The 16496-nt window shown below is 63.1% G+C and carries 15 protein-coding genes; 3 read left to right on the top strand and 12 right to left on the bottom strand.

Annotation, left to right across the window (positions count from 1 at the left end):
* Nucleotides 1-127: 127 nt before the first annotated feature.
* From ABI582_RS26405 to ABI582_RS26380, 6 genes are all read right to left on the bottom strand, one after another.
* The gene (locus tag ABI582_RS26405) at nucleotides 128-274 is read right to left on the bottom strand and encodes a hypothetical protein (protein ID WP_442120736.1); all 147 of its coding nucleotides are present in this window, start codon (nucleotides 272-274) and stop codon (nucleotides 128-130) included.
* Between the two features lie 67 nt (nucleotides 275-341).
* Nucleotides 342-2786, bottom strand: coding sequence for a TonB-dependent receptor plug domain-containing protein (locus ABI582_RS26400; protein ID WP_442120735.1), 2445 nt, complete (start codon nucleotides 2784-2786; stop codon nucleotides 342-344).
* 98 nt (nucleotides 2787-2884) lie between these two features.
* A complete protein-coding gene (locus ABI582_RS26395) occupies nucleotides 2885-3382 on the bottom strand; it encodes a RidA family protein (protein WP_019473958.1) in 498 nt (165 codons plus the stop codon).
* A 16-nt stretch (nucleotides 3383-3398) separates the two neighbouring features.
* Nucleotides 3399-4979: a flavin monoamine oxidase family protein gene (locus tag ABI582_RS26390; protein ID WP_442120734.1), complete on the bottom strand. Its 1581-nt coding sequence runs from the start codon at nucleotides 4977-4979 to the stop codon at nucleotides 3399-3401.
* 46 nt (nucleotides 4980-5025) lie between these two features.
* Nucleotides 5026-7185 (bottom strand): TonB-dependent receptor, encoded by a 2160-nt coding sequence (locus ABI582_RS26385; RefSeq protein ID WP_442120733.1) that lies wholly within the window; start codon nucleotides 7183-7185, stop codon nucleotides 5026-5028.
* A 232-nt stretch (nucleotides 7186-7417) separates the two neighbouring features.
* Nucleotides 7418-8398 carry a GlxA family transcriptional regulator gene (locus ABI582_RS26380; protein ID WP_338744437.1) on the bottom strand — a complete coding sequence of 327 codons (981 nt, stop codon included), beginning with the start codon at nucleotides 8396-8398 and terminating at the stop codon, nucleotides 7418-7420.
* A 129-nt stretch (nucleotides 8399-8527) separates the two neighbouring features.
* Here ABI582_RS26380 and ABI582_RS26375 point away from each other — a divergent pair, with 129 nt between their 5' ends.
* Entirely contained in the window at nucleotides 8528-9169 is a 642-nt protein-coding gene (locus ABI582_RS26375; protein WP_338744436.1) for an HD domain-containing protein, read from the top strand.
* Between the two features lie 107 nt (nucleotides 9170-9276).
* Here the strand turns inward: ABI582_RS26375 and ABI582_RS26370 are convergent, their stop codons facing one another.
* Both ABI582_RS26370 and ABI582_RS26365 read right to left on the bottom strand, forming a co-directional pair.
* On the bottom strand, nucleotides 9277-10272 hold the full coding sequence (locus ABI582_RS26370; RefSeq protein WP_338744435.1) for a 5'-nucleotidase: 996 nt from the start codon (nucleotides 10270-10272) through the stop codon (nucleotides 9277-9279).
* A gap of 59 nt (nucleotides 10273-10331) precedes the next feature.
* Complete coding sequence (locus ABI582_RS26365; protein WP_338744434.1) at nucleotides 10332-10577, bottom strand: hypothetical protein; 246 nt, start codon at nucleotides 10575-10577, stop codon at nucleotides 10332-10334.
* Nucleotides 10578-10588: 11 nt separating this feature from the next.
* Here ABI582_RS26365 and ABI582_RS26360 point away from each other — a divergent pair, with 11 nt between their 5' ends.
* Together ABI582_RS26360 and ABI582_RS26355 are read left to right on the top strand one after the other, a co-directional pair.
* Nucleotides 10589-10816: a hypothetical protein gene (locus ABI582_RS26360; protein WP_442120732.1), complete on the top strand. Its 228-nt coding sequence runs from the start codon at nucleotides 10589-10591 to the stop codon at nucleotides 10814-10816.
* Between the two features lie 498 nt (nucleotides 10817-11314).
* Nucleotides 11315-11701, top strand: a complete 387-nt coding sequence (locus ABI582_RS26355; protein ID WP_309475521.1) for a hypothetical protein — start codon at nucleotides 11315-11317, stop codon at nucleotides 11699-11701.
* A gap of 173 nt (nucleotides 11702-11874) precedes the next feature.
* On the opposite strand, the gene ABI582_RS26350 is transcribed toward ABI582_RS26355, so the two are convergent.
* The 4 genes from ABI582_RS26350 to ABI582_RS26335 all read right to left on the bottom strand — a co-directional run bounded on the left by ABI582_RS26350 (nucleotide 11875) and on the right by ABI582_RS26335 (nucleotide 16379).
* Nucleotides 11875-12852 carry a D-2-hydroxyacid dehydrogenase family protein gene (locus ABI582_RS26350; RefSeq protein ID WP_442120731.1) on the bottom strand — a complete coding sequence of 326 codons (978 nt, stop codon included), beginning with the start codon at nucleotides 12850-12852 and terminating at the stop codon, nucleotides 11875-11877.
* A 61-nt stretch (nucleotides 12853-12913) separates the two neighbouring features.
* Nucleotides 12914-13405, bottom strand: a complete 492-nt coding sequence (locus ABI582_RS26345) for a DUF1543 domain-containing protein (protein WP_063426858.1) — start codon at nucleotides 13403-13405, stop codon at nucleotides 12914-12916.
* Between the two features lie 125 nt (nucleotides 13406-13530).
* On the bottom strand, nucleotides 13531-14682 hold the full coding sequence (locus tag ABI582_RS26340) for an MFS transporter (protein ID WP_442120730.1): 1152 nt from the start codon (nucleotides 14680-14682) through the stop codon (nucleotides 13531-13533).
* A 14-nt stretch (nucleotides 14683-14696) separates the two neighbouring features.
* Complete coding sequence (locus ABI582_RS26335; RefSeq protein ID WP_442120729.1) at nucleotides 14697-16379, bottom strand: amidohydrolase; 1683 nt, start codon at nucleotides 16377-16379, stop codon at nucleotides 14697-14699.
* Between the last annotated feature and the right edge of the window lie 117 nt (nucleotides 16380-16496).

The raw sequence follows: 16496 nt of genomic DNA, 5'->3' as shown, positions 1-16496 counted from the left end.
TGCCGGCAATGGCTCAATCGCTCAGGCTTGCCATTTCCTTGTAGGAGCAGCCTTGTGCTGCGAAGAGGCCGGCAAGGCAAAAGATCATCTTCGCCAGCTATGGCCTCTTCGCAGCACAAGGCTGCTCCTAGAGGTACTTTGCATGGCTTGAAACCAGTGCCTCCTTGGCCCGGTTCAGTGGCTGGATCAGGTAATCGAGGATGGTCTGCTCACCGGTGCGGGTATCCCCCATGGCAATTTTGCCGGCAATGGCCCAATCGCTCAGGCGTGCCATTTCCTTGTAGGAGCAGCCTTGTGTCGCGATGGGCTGCGCAGCAGCCCCAGTCTGTAAACGGTGCATATCAGAAGTTGTACGTCAGCCGGGTGAAGTAGTAACCCCCGGTAAAACCATAAGGCGAATAAGCCCCATAGCCCTTGGTCATGGTCTTGCTGCTGGGGTTCTGCCGTTCCGGGTAGACATCAAACAGGTTCTGCGCCCCCACGGCCAGGTTGAGGTCTTTGGTCAGTTGGTACCCCACGTCGATATCGGTAATCCAGCGCGCCTTGTACTCCCGGTCCAGGCTGCGATCGGTCGCCGAGTTCACTTCACGCCACGATCCATAGCGGGTCAGGGTCAGGTTGCTGGTCCAGCGCTCGCGTTGCCAGTTGGCGCCCAGAATCAATTTGGTGTGCGGCTGCACCTCAGTCAAAAAGTTGCGCGCCTGGCGGTCCATCAGGCTGTAGTCCGTGCCCTGGATAGTGACGTTCTCCTTGTAGCTCAGGATCTGCGTCTGGTTCCAGTTGAAGGCGGCTGTCCATTTCAGTTGCCCCCAGTTACCCAGGTTCTGGTCGAAATTGCCGACCAGGTCCAGGCCCTTGGTGCGGGTGTTTGCGCCGTTGGTGAAGTAGCGCCCGCCTGAGGTGGAGTCGATACCGTTGTCCAGCAGCGCCTGTGTCACTTCGTCGCCCAACAGGGTGCCGGTGAGGGTGATGCGGTCGCGCACGTTGATCACGTAGGCATCCGCGGTAAACGACAGCTGCGGGGCAGGCTGGTAGGTCAGGCCCAGGCTGTAGTTGGTCGAACGCTCGGGCTTGAGTGCGGTGGCGCCCAATGCCTTGGCTGCCGCCGAGTCCACCGGCAGTACGCCATAGTTGATCGATTGGTACACACCATTGACCACGCCGTAGGTAGTCGAGCGGGCGCTGAACAGGCTGTTGGCCAGCGACGGTGCACGAAAGCCGTTGCTGACCGTGGCGCGCACGGCCAGCTCGGGGGTGAACTCGTAGCGGGTGGTCAGCTTGCCGCTGCGGGTGGCGCCCACTGCGCGGTTGTAGTGTTCGTAGCGCAATGCGCTGCCCAGGTACCACTGCGGCAGCGGGTTGAAGCCGACGTCGATGTAGCTGGCCACGCTGTTGCGGCTGGTGCTGGTGGCTTCGTCCGGCGAGATGCCGTTGGTGACCTGTGCACCGGAGGCGGCGCAGTCGCCGGGCGCACGGCAGTAGCCGCCGTTGGCCCACGAGGCCCAGTCGCCATCGCGCACCTGATAGGTATCACGGCGGTGTTCCAGGCCCCAGGACAGGTCGAGTGGCTTGTCCAGGCCGATGTCGAAGCTGCGTTGCAGGTCCAGGTTGCTGGTCAGCTGTGTGGCAATCCAGGTGCCCGATTCGAAATGGTTGGGCGTGGCCTCGCCCAGCGAGGCGTTCTGGTTGTGCGTGGTGCCCTGCAGCGCCTCGTTGCGCCCGTAGGTGCTGGACAGGTCCCAGGCCCACTCGCCGGCATTGCCCTTGGCGCCGAAGGCGCCCTGCACATCATCTTCCTCGATGTACCAGGTGGGCGTGTAGCCACCGGGGTAGCCGTTGGGGCCGGTGGTGATGGTGTTGGTGATGGTCGGCAGGCGGAAGTTCTGGCCCTGCTCGGCCTTGCGGTGCGAATAGGTGGTGAAGGAGTACAGGGTCAGATCGTCGCTTAGCGGCAGTTCTGCGTTGTAGCCTAGGGTCAGCAGGTTGATCTTCGGCGTGCCGTAGCCGCCGTAGGTCGACTTGCCGGCCTTGTCGAAGGCTTCGGCATAGCTGTAGCCGTTGGCGCTGGCCTTGTTGTCGTCGTTCTGGCTGCGTGCATCCAGGGCCAGCTGCACGATGCCGCTGTCACCGATCTCGAAGCCCTTGTTCAAGCCTTGCTGCACGGTCTGCTTCTTGCCGTCGTAACCCTGGCCTGCATTGGTCACCGAGGTACCGGAAGCGTCGGCTTTGAGGATCACGTTGATTACCCCGGCAATGGCGTCGGAGCCGTACTGGGCGGCTGCGCCATCGCGCAGCACCTCGACGTGGTCGATGAGGCTGATGGGGATCAGGTCAAGGTCGGTGGGCGCTGCGCCCGCATGGATGCCGCTGATGTTAAGGGTGGCGCTGGTATGGCGGCGCTTGCCGTTCACCAGTACCAGCACCTGGGCTGCATTCAGCCCGCGCAGGCTGGGCGCACGGGCCATGCCGCTGGCGTCCCAGCCGGTTTTTTCCGGCAGGGTGAAGGACGGTACGCTGGCGCTGAGGGCTTCCATCAGGCCGGGTTTGCCGGTTTGCTGCAATTGCTTGGCGCTGATCACATCGATCGGCACCGGGCTGGTGGTGACCGTGCGTTTTTCCGAGCCACGGTTGCCGGTGACGATCACGGTGCCGAGCTGTGACGGGACCGTGGCCTGGGTAGCGCTTTCGGCAAATGCGTCAGGCGCGGCCAGGCCGGTGGTACCAAGGGCCATGGTCAGCAGTGCGGGTTGCAGGCGCGGGCTGGGCAGTTTCAAGGCGTGAAGCATGTTCGCTCTCCATGAGCGCTGTCGAACAGCGGGTGCACAGGGGCCGCCCGCCGGGTGGCCCCGGCAGGCAAGCAACAAGGGGGTGGGTTAGCGGCGTATCAGGGCGCTTTTGCAGCGACCGCTTCGATCTCGACCAGGGCGCCCGGCAGGGGCAGGGCAACCACTTGCAAGGCGGTGCGGGTTGGTTTTTTCGGTTGCTCGGCAGTGGCGAAAAACTCGGTGTAGGCGGCCTGCAGCCCGGCAAAGTCCAGCTTGCCTTCGGTGGCCGGGTCGCCTACCAGAAACACCCTCAGCTGTACCACGTCACCCAGGCCCAGGCCCTGGCTTTGCAGGGCTGCCTGGATCTTTTTCAGTACCGAGCGGGCCTGGGTTTCGGTGTTGCCATAGGCGGCAATGGTCTGTGGTGGTGCGTTGGGGTCGGCAACGTCGGGCAAGGTGCCGCTGACGAAGGTCAGCGAGGTACCGGCGGGTACGGTGACCAGTTGCGAAATGGGGAACTTCGAGCCTGGCGGGTCGACACGCTTGATGGTGTCGGCCTGGGCGGTAAGTGCGGACAGTGACATGAAGGCTCCAAGCAGCAGGGCAGTTGTGTTCATCAGAAGGCTTCCTTGTTCAGGCGGCGACGCCGCGTTGCTGTTGCAGGGCGTGCCGGGCGATCTGCCCGACCACATGGCGTGCCGAGTCCGCAGCGCTGTTCTGCCAGATGCCCACCCCGCCATGGGCCAGTGCATCGCTGGCCAGCCAGGTGCGGCCCTGGGGCTGGTTGAGGTGCGAGTAGCCGGGTTCGGCCAGCACGTCATGGACAATCCACGGGCTTTCGCTGAACGGCACCTTGGACCAGTTCACCGCCACCCCGCGCTGCAACTTGCCGGCATGGCCCGGGTGCAGCGACTCCACGGCCTGGCGCGACGACGCCAGTTGCTGCTCTGTCGAACGCGTGGCAAATGTGCGCGCCACTTCGCCGGTGTTGTAGGTGCCCACCAGGATGCCTTGGGCACTGTTCAGGTGGTCGCTGGGGTACCACAGCAGCCGCGCTTCGTGGTTGATGTAGGAGAGCCCGCCATAGATCTGGAACTCGCTTTCCCAGAAGCGCGGTGCCTGCCACGCCACCTTGTTGGCCAGGTCCGGCTTGGCCTGGGCGATGGCCGCCTGGGTGGTCTTGCCAAAATTGTGGTCAACCCGGGCCAGCAGTGGCAGGGGGATGGTGACGATGGCGTAGTCGGCGGTTTCCACCTGGGTCTTGCCGCTGCGCCGGTCACGCCAGGTAACCTGGCTAAGGTTGTCGCCGGTGCGGATTGCCTGCACTTCGGCGTGCAGTTGCACCTTGTCCTGCACCTTGGCGTACAGGGCTTTGGCAATCTGGTCCATGCCGCCGACCGGCTGGAACATGGTGGCGGAAAACTCCGGGATCTCGTCAAACACCAGCGGCAGCATCAGGTTAGGGTTTAGCAGTTGCCTGAGTGCCACGGGCTGGCGCTGGATCGGGGTCTGGTCGCCCGCCCCGGCGAAGCGGGTATAGCCAGCGCGGACCGAGCCCTTGTAATGGCGCTGCTCGTCGAGGTCGCCGTATACCTTTAGAAAGTCCAGCAGGGCTTTCTGGTCGCCGGTGTCCAGTTCCTTGTCCAGGGCTTTGCCGCTGATGCTGCGCGACAGCAGTTCGCTGAGGTGCCCACGGGTGTCATTCACCGCCTGGCGCAGCAGCAACGGTGGCTGCGCAAGGTCCGGTTGGGCGAGGGCGTTGCGGCTGCTGTTGACCAGCACTTCCAGTGGCACGCCCAGCTCGCGGCAGTAACCGAGGATGGTCAGGTGGTGGCTGGGCAGGCGTGCGGGGCCTGCATTGAAGTAGTGGCCGTTGTCGAAACGCACCTGCTGGCGGCTGCCGTCATTGTGCAGTACCTCGTCGCCGTTGCGCAGCGTCCAGGCGCGCCCGCCGATTCGCTCGCGGGCTTCCAGCACGCGCACCTCGAAACCGGCTTTGCCAAGTTCATAGGCTGCCACCAGGCCACTGATGCCAGCCCCCACCACCAGCACGCGCTTGCCGTTGCCGGACGTGGTCGGCAGGCCCAGCGGCTGGAAGGTGCTGGCCGTGGCCGCAGTGGGCAACAGGCCCAGGGCGGACAGGCTGCCAAGCGCGGCGCCGTAGCTGCCAGCGGCCATCAGGTGGGCAATAAGGTCTCTACGGGTCAAGCCCATGGTGTGTTCTCCTTGCAAGTGAAAAGTGAGTCCGTTCAGCGCGGCGCTACAGTTCGTAGCGCACGCTCAGCAGCACGGTGCGTGGGTCGTTCACCGAGTAGTAGGCGGTGCGGCTGGCGGCCGAGTAGGCAATGCTTTGCGGGTAGGCGCGGTCGAGCAGGTTCTTGACCGACAAGGTGGTGGTCCAGTGGCCGTCCGCGCTGGCATAGCTGGTGCTGGCATTCCAGAAGCCCTGGGCAGGTACTTCGTAGATATCGGCGTTCAGCGGGTTGGCGTAGGAGCGGGTCTGGTACTGGTAGTCGGTGTTGGCCACCAGCTCACCCGGCAGGTTGACGGGCACCGTCCAGTTCAGGCCAAGGCTGGCGTTCCATTCCGGTGCAAAGATCATTTCCTTGCCGTCGGCACTCACGCCTGGGCCACTGGCATTCTGGAAGTCGTCGTACTGGCTTTTCAGATAGCCCAGGTTGGCGGTCAGGCGCAGGTCGCGCGCCAGCAGCACGGTATTTTCCAGCTCCACGCCGTAGGTGTGGGCACTGCCGACGTTGGTGCGCAGGTTGGCGCTGATGGCCGGGTCCCAGGCATTGGTCTGCAGGTCGTCGTAGTCGTTGTAGAACAAGGCGATGTTGCTGCGCAGGCGGCCATCGGCAAAGTCGCCTTTCAAGCCCACCTCATAGGTGGTGACGTTTTCCGGATCAAAGCCCTGCTCGGCAGCGGCGCGGGTTGGCGCGCGGTTGTCGAAGCCGCCAGCCTTGAAGCCCCGGGCCACATAGCCGTACTGCACCAGGTTGTCGCTCCAGGCGTACTCCAGGCCGATCTTGGGGCTGAGCGATGCCCAGGAATCGCTGGTTTCGGCAGCGAAGTTGGTGCCGGTGATTACCCGGTCGGTGGTGATGGCGTAGTTGGTGTAATCGAAATTCTTGTGCTCGTGGGTGAAGCGCAGGCCGGTGGTCAGCGACAGGCGAGGGGTGAGCTTGTAATTGCTCTGGCCGTACAACGCGTAGCTTTCGGTATCGGTAGTGCTGTATTGGCCGCTGGCATTGACCCGGTTTTGCGCCACCGAAAAGGTCAGGCTGTCGCGCTCGGCGCGGAAGCGTTCCTTGTACAGGTACACACCGAGGGTGTAGCTGAACCTGTCGTATTCGCCGTTGAGCTGGAATTCCTGGGTGGCGTAGCGCTGCTTGTAGGTGATCAGGTTGTTCTGGATCGGCGACGCAGTGCCGCTGTTGGCCTGGCCGGAGTTGTCGTAGTCCACCGGCTGGTCGAACTCGGACCAGGCCGTGACCGACTTGAAGTTCAGGTGGTCATCGATGCTGTAGATCGCGCGCAGCACCGCACTGCCCTGGTCCAGCTTGTTCTTCGGGTCGAGGCTGCTGTAGGTCTTGAACTTGTCGAAATGGCCGTTGGCCGGGTTGAAGGGGGTATAGCTGGTGGTATCGCCGCGGTCGAAGGTGCCCGCCAGGGTCAGTTGCACATCCCAGGGCGAATCCTGCGGGGCCAGGCGCAGCTTGCCGCGATAAGACTGGATGTCGATGTTGTTGACGTCCTTGTGGCGGGTGCGGTTGTACACGGTGCCGTCGCGGGTCAGGCGTATGGCCGAAAAGCTGCCGAACAGGGTGTTGTCCACCAGCGGCCCACTGACCAGCAGGCGGCCGTTCTGTGCGTTGTAGTTGCCGGCACCCAGTTCGACGAAGGCGCGGGCCTGCTGGGTCGGGTCGCGGGTGATTACCCGTATCGCGCCGGCTGCACTGTTGCGCCCGTACAGGGTGCCTTGTGGGCCGCGCAGCACTTCAACGCGCTCCACGTCGTTGAAGTCCAGCATCGAAGAAATCGCCCGCGGGATGTACAAATCATCGGCGTATACCGCAACGGCCGCTTCCTGGATCGGGTCGGTCTCGCCAATACCGCGTATGCCGTAGGTTTGTGCGCTGTAGGAAATGGACTGGCGGTTCAGCGTCAGGTTGGGCACCCGACCGGACAGGTCCCGCACGTTGTTGATCTGCGCATCCTGCAGGGTGCGTTCATCGAAGGCGCTGATCGCCAGCGGGGTTTTCTGCAGGTTCTCTTCACGGTGCTCCGCCGTGACAGTGACGGTTGGCAGCTTGTCGCCTGGCGTTTGGGCAGGCTCGGCGAAGGCCGTGGGCGTGAAGAGGGCAAATGCAACGGCTGCGGACAGGTGAGGGCGTACAGGGTAGGGCAAAGGCTTCATGCTGCAGCTTCCAGATAACCAGCATCGAGTGGGATTTCGGATACCTGGATACCGGAGCCGGGTGAGGTGACCTGAGGCTGAAGGAGGTATTAGGTTCCTTTGCCTCCGCCAGTCAGGGGTCGGTCTGGTGAGAACATATCTCTATGAAAAAACGTTTTTAAATACTTTTTTAACCTAAGCTAATATTCTCGAAAATAATTAAAGCGTATTTATAAAATCGAAAACATGCATCTCATGGTTGCTGCGTCACGCATCCATTGCGCTTGCGATACTCCGCCGGCGTCACCCCCACATGCTTCACAAACGCCCGCCGCAATGTATCGGCATTGGCAAACCCGCACAGTGCCGCCACCTGCTTGGGTGCTTCCCGCCCAGCCTCAAGCCGCGTCCGCGCAGCGTTCACTCGCGCCAGCTCCACCCACGCCGCCGGCGTCATGCCCACGTCACTCTGAAATACCCGCGCAAAATGCCTGGGGCTGAGACCCACGCGCGCAGCCAGGCTGGCGACCCCATGGTCCAGCGCCGGGTTGGCCGCCACATAGCGCTGCAAACTTTGCAACGCAGAGCGCCCAACCGGTGACGTCCCGCCCTGGCGGCTGAACTGCAACTGCCCACCAGGTCGCTTGAAATACATCACCAACTGCCCGGCGACCTGCTTGGCAATGTCCCGCCCCAGGTCCTCTTCCACCAAAGCCAGTGCCAGGTCCAGCCCAGCCGTCACCCCGGCAGCGGTACGCAGCTTGCCGTCATGCACCTGAATGGCATCGGCATCCACCTGCACCCCCGGATAACGCTCGGCCAGCGGCTGCGCCACGGCCCAGTGGGTGGTCACACGCCGGCCATCCAGCAGCCCTGCGGCCGCCAGGGCAAATGCCCCGGTGCACACCGAGCCATAACGGCGGCAAATGCCTGCGTGCACCTGCAGCCAGTCAAGAATACCGGGGCGCAGGTATTGCTCAGCGGCATGTGGCGTGCCTGCGACCAGCAGGGTGTCGATGGTTTCCACGGCTTCCCCGATCCAGCCGTCGGCGACCAGTCTTGTGCCGGAGGAACTCACCAGCGGCCCCGGCTCGCAAGCCAGCAGCAGTAGACGATAGGCGTCACGACCGGCCTGGCGGTTGGCCTCGGCGAACACATCGAGGGGGCCGCAGGCATCCAGCAGTTGCACGCCGGGCATGGCGAGGATGGCGATGGTGATGGGGGCTGATAGCACAGTCGCTCCGCTAATTGGCTGCAAGTCCGTAAGGCACCGACAATGGCAGTATCTGGCGTAACAAGTCAATTGAGGACAGCGGCAGGCAACCGCAGACTGATGTCGTCATCAACCCACCCAGGAGCAACCATGTCCTCATCCATTGCCGGTATCCAGGTGCCCGAAAGCGCCATGGCTCGGGAAATCACCGAGCTTGTCCGTGACACCGCGTCACCCCTGTTATTCCATCACTCCAGCAGGGTGTTTTACTTTGCCGCCCTTGCCGGGCGGCGCTTGGGGCTGCGCTACGACAGCGAATTGCTTTATGCGGGCTGCATGTTCCATGACATGGGGCTGACCCATCAGCACAGCAGCGACTGCTGCCGGTTCGAGGTCGATGGGGCCAACGTGGCGCGTGATTTCCTCACGCGTCATGGCGTGGACGAGCGCGATGTGGAGCGGGTATGGACGGCGATCGCGCTGCATACCACGCCGGGCATTCCAGAGCATATGCACCCCTTGATCGCCCTGGTAACGGCAGGGGTCGAGACTGATGTGCTGGGCTTGCATCACGAGGGGTTGGCAATTGCCGAGCGGGATGCGGTGGTGCAGGCGCACCCGCGCGGGGCGCATTTCAAGGAGGCGATCATCCAGGCGTTCTACGAGGGTGTCCGGCACAAGCCGCAGACCACGTTTGGCAATGTGAAGGCGGATGTGATCGCGGACAAGGAGCCGGCATTCCGGCCCGGGAATTTCTGTAGTGTCATTCGCCAGTCCGGCTGGGTGAGCTGAGCGAAGAAGCTGCAGCGTCTGGCACCGGCCGCGGGTACAGCCTGATGTTGATCCGTTGACAGCAGCGGGCCGCCAAGCGGCCCCAATGCGCGATCAGGCTGGGTGGTTCATGGCATTGCTGGTGACGCGCAGGCAGGCAGTTGATCCGGCTCAACGTTTGGCGCCTGAGTCGACCGCCCCCTGTTCGCCACCCCGAACGGCACGTGCACCATCGGCAAATCCCCCGCCGGCGACTGCAAGTGGCTGCGCTGGTCGTCAAAGAATACATGCGGCTTCAGGATCGACAGCACCCTGGGCTTCTCCATGCCGCCGAGAAAGAAGCACTCGTCCGGCGATACCCCCCAGTCCTTCAACGTCGTTACCACCCGCTCATGTGAAGGCGCATTGCGCGCCGTGACAATGGCAATCCGCAAGATCCGCTTGTAGTCCGGGTTCTCGGCCAGCTTGCGGTCCTCCAACATGCGTATCAGCGAAAGCTTGCGGTACAGGTCCGCCAACGGCCCTGGCGAATGCGGTATGCCCTTGTGTACGCGCTCGTGTTCCTGAAAGTCGTCCAGGTTGTCATTGCGCTTGTACACGCTCTCCGCCTCGTCGTCGGCAATCACGCCATCGAAGTCGAAGGCGACGCGCAATTCGGTGTCGATCTCGTCATCGTAAATGCGCGTCGGCAGCACCCGCCCGGCCGGGTAGTTGGCGTCGATGGCTTTCTGCACGTCTTCCTCATTGGCACTGAGGAACAGCGAGGCATTGAATGCCGGGATGTACTCATAGGGCGAGCGACCCGACATGAACGCCGCGCGGGTGATGTCCAACTGATAATGGTTGATCGAACGAAACACCCGCAGGCCGGTTTCAGGGGAGTTGCGCGAGAGCAGCACCACTTCTACCGGCAGTTGCTCGGGGAAGGCCTGGTTGATGCTCAGGAAGCGGCGAATGAACGGGAACGCCACGCCTTTGGGGAATGGCTCGTCCAGGTTCTGCTGCTGGTGATGGCGGTACGCCTCGACACCCTGGGTCTTGTAGATGTCGTCCGAGACGGTAAGGTCGAACAGCGCACTCGAGGCAACGCCAATGACCAGTTTCTGTTCGATGGGGTAGGGCATTGAGCAACTCCTGAGCCTGTGCTGATGGCAAGTGTACGCCTGCGCGATGACGAAAGCCCTCAGGCCTCCGGTAGCACGCCGAGCAGCACCTGAACCTGGCGCTGCAATTGGCTGACATGCTCGCGCTCGGCGCGCAGCGCAGAGTGCAGCTCGCGGTTTTCCTGCTTATGGATGCGAGCGGTGCGCTCCAGCTCGCGGTCGCCTTGCAGCAGGTCCCACATCTCGCCTTGGCGAGCGTGCTGCAGACACACCAGCAGCAGGGTGATGCCGCAGATGCCCAGCAGAGAGATTTCGATAGCTTCCATGTGACGCTTCCTTGATCTTCAAGCCGGATGAACGCCTGGCACCCGCGCAGCGGGCCATCATTGAGGTGGACTATGGCATGACCGACGGGCAGTTGGTGGTGGGCAGCTCCCAGGCATTGGTCAAGTATGTGGTGAAGCGCTTCGGGGTGAACCCCAACATGCATGATGGAAGGCCCGAAGCGCAGCAGCTGGTGCTGGCGAACCGGGCCGAACTGAAGCCTTGGCTGAACCTTGATTGAAGCTTGGGCAACGGCAGGTAACGGGGCCGCAGGGCAGGTGCCTGTACTGCACGCGGCCACGCATTGCAGACCTCCCCGTTACCTGATCAACCACTCAAATCTCTCGTTCATCAGTGGATCCAGTGATGCCAATTTGATAGCTTTCCGCCCCTTACCGCTGTATCCGGACAGGAATTGATGAACCAGCTATACGAACACGGCACTCTGACCCCGCTCGCGAAGCCGATTGTGGACAGGGTGATCGAGACCGCCCTTGGCAGTTTGGACGCTGCTTCCGATCACAAGGTACTGCGTGGCCTAAACGATGCGTTGGCGGGCGAAGTAGAACGTTTGAACGCAGACGCCGCGACCCCGGATGGCGACCTGCAGGGGCCCCTGAGGGTGTTGCGCGAACTCAGGCAACAGCTCGACGAACTGCTGGCGCTGGCCGAGGGTCATGCCTTGTGCAGGCAAGAGGTGGAGCGCCTGGCAAGTGTGCAAGGCCAGCATGAAATCGAAATGGCCGCGCTGCAGGCCAGTGCCGAGGTGCAAAACCGCAAGCTGGTGGCAAGTACCTTGGCCCGCGTGCAAAAGGAAGGGGCAATCCGCAAGAGCCTGGAGCAGTACCAGGAGCAGCTGGCCGCCAGCAACCTGGCACGGGAAGCGTTGTCTACCACGGTGACGACGGCATTGAAGAGGCTTGCACTGGCGACCAGCACCCAGGCTCAGCGCGTTGATAGCGTCGAGACGCAGTTGGCCAGCCTGGTGGAGCGCCAGCGTGAATGCGAGCTGCAATTGCAGCAGGTGTGCGGGACGGGCTGGGCGGTGTATCTGGAGCGCAATGCAGTGCCGCTGGTGGCGCTGGCGGTGGCTGTGTTTGCGCTGGGGCTGAACCTGTTCGGTTGAACGCAACTTAACGGCAAACCTGAGGCCTGCGCGGTCGTTGTGGAAGCAGGTTCACCCGCGAAGAATCCTGTACAGTGGATGGCACCGGCTTCGCCGGTGTTCGCGGGCACGCCCGCTCCCACAGTGATCGCGCAAACTCTGACATTTTGAACAAGACAGTTGCTCCCGCAGGCTCAGCGTCGAGCCACCAGGGCCTCAGGGTTGGCAACGTTCTTTGGCTTTCCTTCGAAAAACGCCAGCACATTTTCGAAGGCGTCGCCAAAGTACAGCTCGTAGCCGTTCTTTTCCACGTACCCCAGGTGCGGCGTACTGAGTACGCGTGGGTGGCGCAGCAGCGGATGGGCCGGGTCGAGCAGCGGCTCCTCCTCGTACACATCCACCGCCGCGAAACCCGGCCGCCCAGCATCCAGTGCCTGTAGCAATGCCCCCGGGGCAATCAGTTCTGCGCGGCTGACGTTCACCAGCAAGGCGTCGGGCTTCATGTTGGACAGGTCGTCGAAGGTCACCCCGTGGCGTGTCTGGTCGGACAGGCGCAGGTTCAGGCTGACAATATCCGCTTCGGCAAAAAATGCCTCACGCGAGGCAGCAGCGCGATGGCCATCGGCTTGTGCTGCGGCGCGGCTGCTGTCGCTGCCCCACACCAACACGGGCATGTCGAACGCCTGGGCATAACGCGCCAGACGCTGGCCGATCTTGCCGTAGCCCCAAATACCCAGCAGCTGGCCGGCCAGCGCCTGGCCCAGGTTGACCTGCCATTGGCCTTGGCGGAAAGCATCGATGGCCGGCACCAGTTGCCGGCGGGCATTGAGGATCAGCGCCCAGGCAAGTTCTGCAGGCGCCACCGGCGAGCCGCGCCCCTCGGTTACGGCAATGCCGCGCGCCGTGCAGGCAGCCAGGTCCAGGTGGCTGGACACCTTGCCGGTCTGGCTGATCAGCTTGAGGTTGGGCAGGCGGTCGAGCAAAGCGGCGTCAATGCGGGTACGTTCGCGGGTGAGTACCAGTGCGTCGGCATCGGCAAAGCGTGCTGCAAGTTGCTCCAGCGTGGCCGGCTGGCGCTCATGAAGCACGCTGACCGCGTGCCCGCTCAGCTTGCCGAAGCAGTCGAGCGTGCGGATCACATCCTGGTAGTCGTCGGGTATGACAATGCGCATGGTGGTCTGGCCCTGGCGGTACGGTGAAGCGTCGAAGATACCCCAACTGCAGGTATCAACGTCAGATCAGGATGTAGTCGCTGCGCACCACCACCGGCTCATGCGCCCCTTCGACGAGGTGCACGAACTGCCCGCCCACCTGGTCGATTGCCAGGCAGTCGTCGACATCGAGCAAGGCGTCGGTGTGCGGCTTCAGCCAGTGTGCCTGCATGCGCTGCTTGCCCAGGGCCTTGGCTTCGGTCTTGTTGTGGGCGGCAACCAGCAGGTAGCGGTGCGCCTCGCCGAACACATCGCGCTCGTAACCGCCGAGGTTGATAAAGTACAGGTGCAGTGCGCCGCGGGCGGGGGCGTCCGGGCGCAGTTCGATCCGTTGGCCGTCCACGCCGTGCACTTCCAGCCACGAATCGATGTGCAAGCCTTTCGCGCTACCGAACCAGGCCTGGCGCAGCTGCGGGTAAGCCTGTTCGAAGGTGTCGGCCTGGGCGAATACCACGTCGTGGACTTCGATCTTGGCGCCGGGGTGGCGGCCTCCGAGCATGACGACGTAAAGCATGGGCGGTCCTTTGCGTGGCTGAATTGAATAGGCGCCATTGTACCGTTCGCCCGAGTGCCCGGCACATACCTCGAGATTTTAACCGTCCCCTGTGGGAGCCTTCAGCCCACCAGCAATGGTTGATTTCAGGCCGCTGCTGCACGCCTTTGAACCACTCCGGCTGCGCACTTGAGCACAAACCCGAGCACCACCGCCGCCCCCGCACTGGCAAAGATCATCTCCCGCCCGGCACTCTGCTGCTGCAACGCCACGAACGCCGGCGCTACTGCCGCGGCGCCCAGCTGCAGTGCGCTGACCCAGGGCGTCAAGGTGCCACGTGGGTCATTGGTGGCAATCGCTCCCATGTAGTAGGTCAGCGCCAACACCCAGCCGAAGTTCATCAGGAACAGCGCCATGCATAGCTGGTCGGCGTCATGCGTGTAGCGCGCGAGCATGCCGATTGACACCAGCACCACCAGCGAACCCAGGCCGATCATCGGCCCACGGCTCACCCGTGCGCCCAGCAGGCTGGGCAGTGCACCACCAGGCAAACCACCCAGTATCCCCAGCCCGAAGGCCCAGCCCACATCCACCGCGTCGATACCACGCTCGCGCGCCAACTGGTCGACAAACCCCCACAGCGAGTAAATGGCCAGTTGCAGGCACAGCATCCCGAGCAAGGCGTAGCGCCCGATCAGCGCCGAGCCGCCACCTGCCTGCGCCAGGCGCACCGGCGCTGCACGCAGCAGTTGTGCCGGAATGAACAGTGCAGCCACGCCAATCAGCACGAACCAGAAACCCAGCGATGCAATCGCCGCGCGGTTGCCGAACTGTTCTGCCAGTTGCGGCATGCAGGTGGCGTACAGGGCAAAAACTGCGGTTTGAATCAGCAGCGACAAGCCGTACGACCGATCTTGGCCCGGCAACCGGCCAAGCCCGCTGATCGACCCGGCATACAGCACACCGGCCGCAATGCCACAGGCAAAACGGCACAGAATGAGCGTCGTCAAAGTGTCCAGTGCGGCGCTGAGCACGTTCAACATCAGCGCAGCGATGGCAGCTGCCAGGTAAAGCCCGCGACCACTCAGGCGGCGCCCCAGCACCGGTAGTATCAGGGAACCGAGTAATGTCCCGCTCATTTCACTGGACAGTACCCAGCCTTGCTGGCTCAGGTCCAGCTGCAGCCGTTCGGCCAAAAGGCCAATGAAGATAGGTTGTACGCCGATGATGATCAGCGCCGTGGCGGCGACGTAGATCAGGGCGGCACGCAGAAGCAGGGTATTGTTATTGTTGTGCATGGTCGGGTCCGGGGTCAGGCGCGGGGCAGGGTACCTGCGTCATGGGTGATGCGGCCGTTCATCACGGTCAGCGCCACTTCGGTATTGCCGATCTGGTAGCGGTCAAGTTCGAACAGGTCCTGCTCCAGCACGATGATGTCGGCGCGCTTGCCGACGGTGATCGAACCGATTTCCTGTTCCAGGCCCAGCTGGTAGGCACCGTTGAGGGTGTAGGCGGCGATCAGCTGCGGGATGCTCAGGCGCTCGTCGGCATCGGGCATAACCGGGGCATCGGGTTCGCCGCTGAGCTGGCGGGTGTGGCCCGATTCGATGTGCTCCACCGGTTTGTGCTGGCATCGGCATTGGCACACCAGGCCGTCCATGCCGATGGACACGGTCACGCCCTGGTCGATGAAGCTGCGGAACTTGTACATCGACGCCCAGCGGGGGTAGCCGTAGGTCTGCTGGATGGCCTCGGCGTAGGCGTCGACCACGCCCCACTGCAACTGGGTGTTGGCCATGACCCCGATGCGGCGAAAGCGCGGGATGTCGTCCGGGTGGGTGAGGAAGGCGTGGGTGATGACGTGGCGGCGGTCACGGGGCGGGTTGCTGGCGAACGTGCGCTCGAACACGTCCAGCGCCATGCGCACGGCGCCATCGCCCACGGCATGCACCATCACGTCGATGCCAAGGGCATCGGCCTGGCGCACATGGCCTTCGAATACTTCCTCGGGCATGGTCGTCGAACCGCAGCTGTGTGGTTTGTCGCAATAGGGTTCAAGCAGGAACGCGGTGTGGTTCAGCTCGGTGCCGTCCAGCATCAGCTTGAGGGTTTGCGCCTTGACCAGTGGCGAGTCATAGCGTGCACGCAGGGCCTGCAGCTGGGTGACCGGATCGTCCTCGGTGCCCATGTTGATGTAGCTGCCGACCACGCGCAGTTTCAGGCGGTCTTCGCGCTCCAGTTGCTGCAGGGTTTCGTACAGCAGCGACTGGTCGCCGGCGGGGTCGAGGAACCCTGCATCGAACACCGTGGTAATGCCGGCAGCCACCAGTTTTTCTTGCCAGAAGGGGATCGAGCGCAGGTACAGGTCGATGCCTGTGGGCAGGTAGCCCGCTTCGCTCAGACGTTGCATCAGCAGCGAATAGGCGGCGCAGTCGATGATCACGCCAGTGGGCTCGCCGGTGAGCGGGTCTTTTTCGAACCAGCTGGCGCCTGCTTCCACCGCTGGGGTGTCGCGATCGATGCCGGCGGCGTTCAGCGCGAAGCTGTTGACCCACATGGTGTGATAGTCGGTAGACAGCAGGCACACCGGCTTGTCCGGGCAGATGGCATCGAGGACCTCGCGGCGCAGCATGTGCTCAGGCATCAGCGGCTGGATCCAGCCCATGCCGGTGATGGCTTTTTCCGTGGGGTTGGCCTCGACGTACGCCTTGAGCAAGGCCAGCACCTGCTGCGGGTCTGTGTGGTTGACCAACGCCTGGAAGGCGAAAGCGGTTGAAGAGAAGTGCCAGTGCGACTCGACGAAGCCCGGCAGCACCAGTTTACCGCCGGCATCCAGCAGCCGGGTGGCAGGGCCGGCGTGCGCCATGACGCTGGCGTGGTCGCCCACGCAGACGATGCGCTCGCCGCAGATGGCTACCGCTTGGGCCCAGGGCTTGTGCGGGTCGACGGTGTAGACACGGGCGTTGTGGATGATGAGGTCTGCGGCGATGGACATGGCAACTCCCTGGGTCAGAATGTCGCATTAGTTTTGAGTTGCTTAAAACTTTTAGTCAATAAAATATTTTTGCGGCTTGGCTTTGCGGTATGCTTGGCGCCGACTTGTACGGGTTGC

It is taken from the genome of Pseudomonas sp. SAS7, assembly GCF_052112345.1.
GTDB lineage: Bacteria > Pseudomonadota > Gammaproteobacteria > Pseudomonadales > Pseudomonadaceae > Aquipseudomonas > Aquipseudomonas putida_Q.
Note: the sequence above shows the minus strand (reverse complement) of the source record. Positions and strands in the feature narration are given on the sequence as shown.

Excerpts from the sequence above, each read along its gene's own strand:
- ABI582_RS26405 (WP_442120736.1), bottom strand. The coding sequence starts at position 274 with ATGGCACGCCTGAGCGATTGGGCCATTGCCGGCAAAATTGCCATGGGG.
- ABI582_RS26355 (WP_309475521.1), top strand. The coding sequence starts at position 11,315 with ATGGCCGCGCTGCAGGCCAGTGCCGAGGTGCAAAACCGCAAGCTGGTG.
- ABI582_RS26385 (WP_442120733.1), bottom strand. The coding sequence starts at position 7,185 with ATGAAGCCTTTGCCCTACCCTGTACGCCCTCACCTGTCCGCAGCCGTT.
- ABI582_RS26335 (WP_442120729.1), bottom strand. The coding sequence starts at position 16,379 with ATGTCCATCGCCGCAGACCTCATCATCCACAACGCCCGTGTCTACACC.
- ABI582_RS26340 (WP_442120730.1), bottom strand. The coding sequence starts at position 14,682 with ATGCACAACAATAACAATACCCTGCTTCTGCGTGCCGCCCTGATCTAC.
- ABI582_RS26400 (WP_442120735.1), bottom strand. The coding sequence starts at position 2,786 with ATGCTTCACGCCTTGAAACTGCCCAGCCCGCGCCTGCAACCCGCACTG.
- ABI582_RS26365 (WP_338744434.1), bottom strand. The coding sequence starts at position 10,577 with ATGGAAGCTATCGAAATCTCTCTGCTGGGCATCTGCGGCATCACCCTG.
- ABI582_RS26375 (WP_338744436.1), top strand. The coding sequence starts at position 8,528 with ATGTCCTCATCCATTGCCGGTATCCAGGTGCCCGAAAGCGCCATGGCT.
- ABI582_RS26345 (WP_063426858.1), bottom strand. The coding sequence starts at position 13,405 with ATGCTTTACGTCGTCATGCTCGGAGGCCGCCACCCCGGCGCCAAGATC.
- ABI582_RS26350 (WP_442120731.1), bottom strand. The coding sequence starts at position 12,852 with ATGCGCATTGTCATACCCGACGACTACCAGGATGTGATCCGCACGCTC.
- ABI582_RS26390 (WP_442120734.1), bottom strand. The coding sequence starts at position 4,979 with ATGGGCTTGACCCGTAGAGACCTTATTGCCCACCTGATGGCCGCTGGC.
- ABI582_RS26395 (WP_019473958.1), bottom strand. The coding sequence starts at position 3,382 with ATGAACACAACTGCCCTGCTGCTTGGAGCCTTCATGTCACTGTCCGCA.
- ABI582_RS26370 (WP_338744435.1), bottom strand. The coding sequence starts at position 10,272 with ATGCCCTACCCCATCGAACAGAAACTGGTCATTGGCGTTGCCTCGAGT.